Origin of the sequence: Nocardia abscessus NBRC 100374, assembly GCF_000308455.1 — a bacterium.
Classification (GTDB): Bacteria; Actinomycetota; Actinomycetes; order Mycobacteriales; family Mycobacteriaceae; genus Nocardia; species Nocardia abscessus.
In genome coordinates this window covers 1-4,048 of record NZ_BAFP01000240.1, presented here as the reverse complement: position 1 = coordinate 4,048, position 4,048 = coordinate 1, and the positions used below count along the sequence as shown (strand labels likewise).

The following is a 4,048-nucleotide window of genomic DNA, read 5'->3' as shown; positions in this document are numbered from 1 at the left end:
ATTCGAGCGTCCTTTGGCGCTGGTCCTGTGCGGCATCCTGCACCACGTCGAAGAACGCCGTCGATCCAGCAGCGATCGTGCGGGAATACATCGACGCGCTCACGCCCGGCTCGTACGTCGCGATCACGCATTTCCACCATCCCGACGACGGCACCGAAGCCCACCGCATCGCCCGCGAACTCGAACGCCGTTTTCTCGAAACAGGTATGGGCTCCGGCTGGTACTGCACCCGCGCGCAGATCCCCGGACTCTTCGGTGATCTCGATCTGATCGCGCCGGGCTTGGCCGAACTCGCCGACTGGTGGCCGACGGGGCCCGCGCTGCGGCCTCGCTCGACCGAGGAGCGGCTGATGCTCGGCGTCCTGGGATACAAGCAGTCCGCCCCCCGCGGTTCGGCCCATCAGACCCGGCCACGACCGGCTACCACCACAGGGGCGCCCGGCCGAGCCCAAGCCCCCGAGACGACGACCACCAGCCCCCCGCTGTTCCACCGTGGCCAGTACACCGCCATCGAACCCGACAAGACGTCCCCGGCTCCCTGGCGCGCCGACCTCGAACACTTCCTCACCACGACGACGCTCGACACCTGGTTGTAGCGACATTCAAGAGTGGTCGGTTCGCGACGATTCAGCGGTCACCGGCTATCCGCATCCCATGTAGCCCATGTAGCCCATGTAGCTACGATGGGCTACAATCCTCCCATGAAGGTGATCACGCAGCGGGAATTCCGCAACAACTCAGCGGCGGTCATGAATGCGGTCGAAGCCGGGGAGACTTTTCGGGTGACCCGCAACGGGGTCGAAGTCGCCGAAGTGCGACCTGTGAGCCGACAGCGCCGCCGCACCGCCGAAGAGCTCGTCGAACGGCATCGCAAACTTCCACGCGTCGACTACGTCCGAATGCGGCAAGAGGCTGACGAATTCTTCGGAACAGAGGATCGCGTCGGAGACGATGATGCCTGGGGATCGCACTCATGACCGAGCGGCGCGCGTCGGGCGTACTGGACACCTGCACCTACATCGACCTGTACGCCCTCGATCCGGCGGTCCTACCTGAGTTACCTGAGATCACGGCGATCACGCTGGCCGAATTGCACCAAGGTGTAGCGATGGCGAAGGACACCGCCACCCGAGCTACACGTTCCGAGCAACTCGGTGCTGCCATTGTGGATTTCGATCCGCTGCCCTTCGATGAGGACGCCGCGACACGCTACGGCACGCTAGTGGCACTTACCTTGGCCGCAAAGCGCGATCCGCGACCCCGCCGGATGGATCTGCTCATAGCGGCGATTGCGTCAGCGCGCGGGCTACCGCTGTACACCCGCAACAGCGGAGACTTTCGCGGGCTGGAGAGCATGCTAGAGATCGTCGCGGTCTAGTGAACAGAATTGCTCAATAGTGAGCACTTCTAGGCTCAGCGAAACTGATGACGCTGGATCCTTCCGATCTAGGTCGCCCGAAGTGACGCCGCAGGTGTAAGCAGGACATCGATATTGGCATTCAGGACCGGTTTCCAAGGATGTCGGCATTAAATCGTCTTCAGTTTTCGTGCGAGCGCATTGTGCCATTTTTTCAGTCGCACAAGATCACCTTCTTGCAGAAGCCTCATATGCGATAGCCTGTTTCGGATCGAGGGCACCTCGGCCGTAAACGACCGCCAGACATGGTCTTCCACGCCCAAGTTCCCGTAAACCGTCGGCCTGGCTTGGCGAAGGTCCAGGAGTTCTCCAAGAGTGAGCCATTCCAATGGATCCCGAATTTCCTTGATACTCTTGGCGCCTGGGTAGGCATCAGCGGAGGCACGCCTAAGCACTTCGTCGGGGAGGTGGCCGTTCAATGCATGGGTCTGCCAAGTTTTATTTTGGGTACTCGCGATTGCGGCAGTGCGCATAGCACATCTGAGGGCACGCTCGATGCTCCATACCAGGCCGAACGCTTCCGTGACGCTGCCCGGAGGGTCGTTGTACCGGGCGATATTTTCCGCCAGGGCACGACGCAGCAGGTCATGAGCGCGTGGAAAGGTCCATTTATACTCATTATCGTCCACTCGCACGAGACCGGCGCCCACCAGTCCTTCAACAGTTCGCGCGCGCATGTTCACGATTGCCTCGTCACGCGCCGTCATGGATTCGAAAAGTATTCGGTCCATATCTGACACAGCATCCGGTCAAGTGATGGATCTATCGCAGTTCCGTCACCAGCAGGGAATGCGAACGTCGATGGGCCATTTTTATCACCAACTGGCATTATCGGTGGGATAACAGCCTTCGCATCGAGAAGTACAGTTGACGAGTTCGCCAGCGAGGTAATTTTCCACAGTCAGGTTCGCGGGCACGCATTTCTCGCATGTTTCGCGAATCTGGTCGAAACCGGAGCCCCAGTGAAACGAAAACAAATGCTGTGCCGCTTTTCGTACTGATTATCGACCTGTCTGACCAATCCCAAGCTGAGAAGATGACTCAATGCCTGCGGATACTCTTGTGCAAACTCCGAGAAAGTGTCGTAGTCTTCGGAGAGCGCGTCCAGCAAGAGTGCCTCCGTATCGTAGTAGCGCTTTACGTGGTCAATCATCTCGGCGATATTCCCACTCATGTCCCGTGGTGCCGGCACGGCCCGAGTTGCGAAGTCAGACACGCGACCGGGGGTCGGCATGACGACCGAGCACTCTCAGTCGCGAGCCGGGGTCCGGTCGAGGAAGGCGATCTGATCGTCCACGGCGTGGTGTAGGCGCGGTTTGTGCACAGCCGTCCACAACCGCGCCTGTGCGCGATGACCGGCCTCACCACCGCCACGGCCCACACACGACGCAGGCCGCGAACGGTGGTTTCCATTCGCGGCCCGTGCGATCCGGCCGATCAGGCGGAGACGGTCGCCTTCTCCCGCTGCAGTTCCAGCGCGATGTCGATTGCGTAGTTGGAACGCAGCCCGCGCGCTGTCGGCTGTGCCCGCAATGCGCAGTTGCAGTGACCACAGTGGCGCATGTCACATCGCAGAGTTGGAACTGGTTGGAGCACAAGGCCGTCCAGTTTATCGACACAAGACGGTGTCACCTGATGGAGGAGGACCTTTCCTAATGAATCTTCACCCACGCACACGAAAGGCGTTGGTCTCGTTGCTCGCCGCTCCGTTGTTGACTGGCCTTTCGCCAGCTATCTCGAGTGCCGCAGAGATCACACCTGCTCACACCTCGATCACCTCGCCAGTTCACCAGAAGCCACAGTTGGAAACTCTTTCGGCTGAGGAGCAAGCTGCGCTCGACTGTGTACAGCAGGGAAAGCCGGGATGTGACCAGAAGGCATACAACCGGGCTATGCAGAAGATCAAGAGGAATGAGAAGTACGAGGGCGACAGAAACAAGCAGAAGCGCGGCCGTAGGTAGTATTCCGAGGTCGCGAGTGCCGGTATCGGCCTGTCAGCCGCCGAAGGCGGCGGTCAGCCGCCATTGACGACAAGTTTGGAGCCAGCAGAGTGGATGCCATACCAAAGTGGAAGCAGTTGCATTTCAGGATGGAGGGCGCGGAAGCAGGGCCGCTGTCGGCGCTGCTGAGGGAAGTGGCCGATGCCATGGATGCGCTCGGAGACATCGAGGTCACGGACATGACGTTTCACTCGGTACTTACACCGGACGCCGAGCTCAAGCCGATCGTGGATGTCTACTACAACCTTGCGTCCGACGTTGATATCGCGGGCGAAGCTCCCAGCGGGTCGAATGTTGTCTACCACGCTTCCCAAGCCAATCCATCGGGTGTAGGCAGCGACGGAGTCATCTGCCTGTTGAAGAAGTTCGCCGATGAGACAGTCGGCGGCTTGGGAGATGTGACGATCGAGGCCGTAGTATTCAAACCTCTTCTAGCGGAGGCGGATATCAGCGGCGATGCAAGCCCCTCGATGACGGTCTACTACACGCCCGATAAGTAGGGAACGAAGTCGCATGTGCGCTGATCGCTGCCCACACGGCTCAGGGTTGTCGGTCGCTCGAGTATCTACGCCGTCATACGAAAGGGCCGCGAACGGTGAAGCCCGCTCGCGGCCCCTGGTCATTCGCCGGG

Annotated in this window: 5 protein-coding genes; 4 read left to right on the top strand and 1 reads right to left on the bottom strand. The window is 60.2% G+C overall.

Features of this window, described 5'->3' with window-relative positions; all coding sequences use genetic code 11:
- The 3 genes from ON19_RS39285 to ON19_RS31015 form a co-directional block, all read left to right on the top strand.
- On the top strand, positions 1-596 hold a 596-nt coding region (locus ON19_RS39285; protein ID WP_174377753.1), incomplete at its 5' end, for an SAM-dependent methyltransferase.
- A 105-nt stretch (positions 597-701) separates the two neighbouring features.
- Positions 702-977 (top strand): type II toxin-antitoxin system Phd/YefM family antitoxin, encoded by a 276-nt coding sequence (locus ON19_RS31020; RefSeq protein ID WP_043700898.1) that lies wholly within the window; start codon positions 702-704, stop codon positions 975-977.
- A complete protein-coding gene (locus ON19_RS31015) occupies positions 974-1,378 on the top strand; it encodes a type II toxin-antitoxin system VapC family toxin (RefSeq protein WP_043700896.1) in 405 nt (134 codons plus the stop codon). The genes ON19_RS31020 and ON19_RS31015 overlap by 4 nt, the downstream gene beginning before the upstream one ends.
- 149 nt (positions 1,379-1,527) lie before the next feature.
- Here the strand turns inward: ON19_RS31015 and ON19_RS42310 are convergent, their stop codons facing one another.
- Positions 1,528-2,124 carry a hypothetical protein gene (locus ON19_RS42310; RefSeq protein ID WP_157229904.1) on the bottom strand — a complete coding sequence of 199 codons (597 nt, stop codon included), beginning with the start codon at positions 2,122-2,124 and terminating at the stop codon, positions 1,528-1,530.
- 1,343 nt (positions 2,125-3,467) lie between these two features.
- Between ON19_RS42310 and ON19_RS31000 the strand changes: the two genes are divergently transcribed.
- On the top strand, positions 3,468-3,917 hold the full coding sequence (locus ON19_RS31000) for a hypothetical protein (RefSeq protein WP_043700892.1): 450 nt from the start codon (positions 3,468-3,470) through the stop codon (positions 3,915-3,917).
- Positions 3,918-4,048: the final 131 nt, after the last annotated feature.

Bases quoted from the DNA above. Each gene is read 5' to 3' on its own strand.
- ON19_RS31020 (WP_043700898.1), top strand. From the start codon at position 702: ATGAAGGTGATCACGCAGCGGGAATTCCGCAACAACTCAGCGGCGGTC.
- ON19_RS31015 (WP_043700896.1), top strand. From the start codon at position 974: ATGACCGAGCGGCGCGCGTCGGGCGTACTGGACACCTGCACCTACATC.
- ON19_RS42310 (WP_157229904.1), bottom strand. From the start codon at position 2,124: ATGACGGCGCGTGACGAGGCAATCGTGAACATGCGCGCGCGAACTGTT.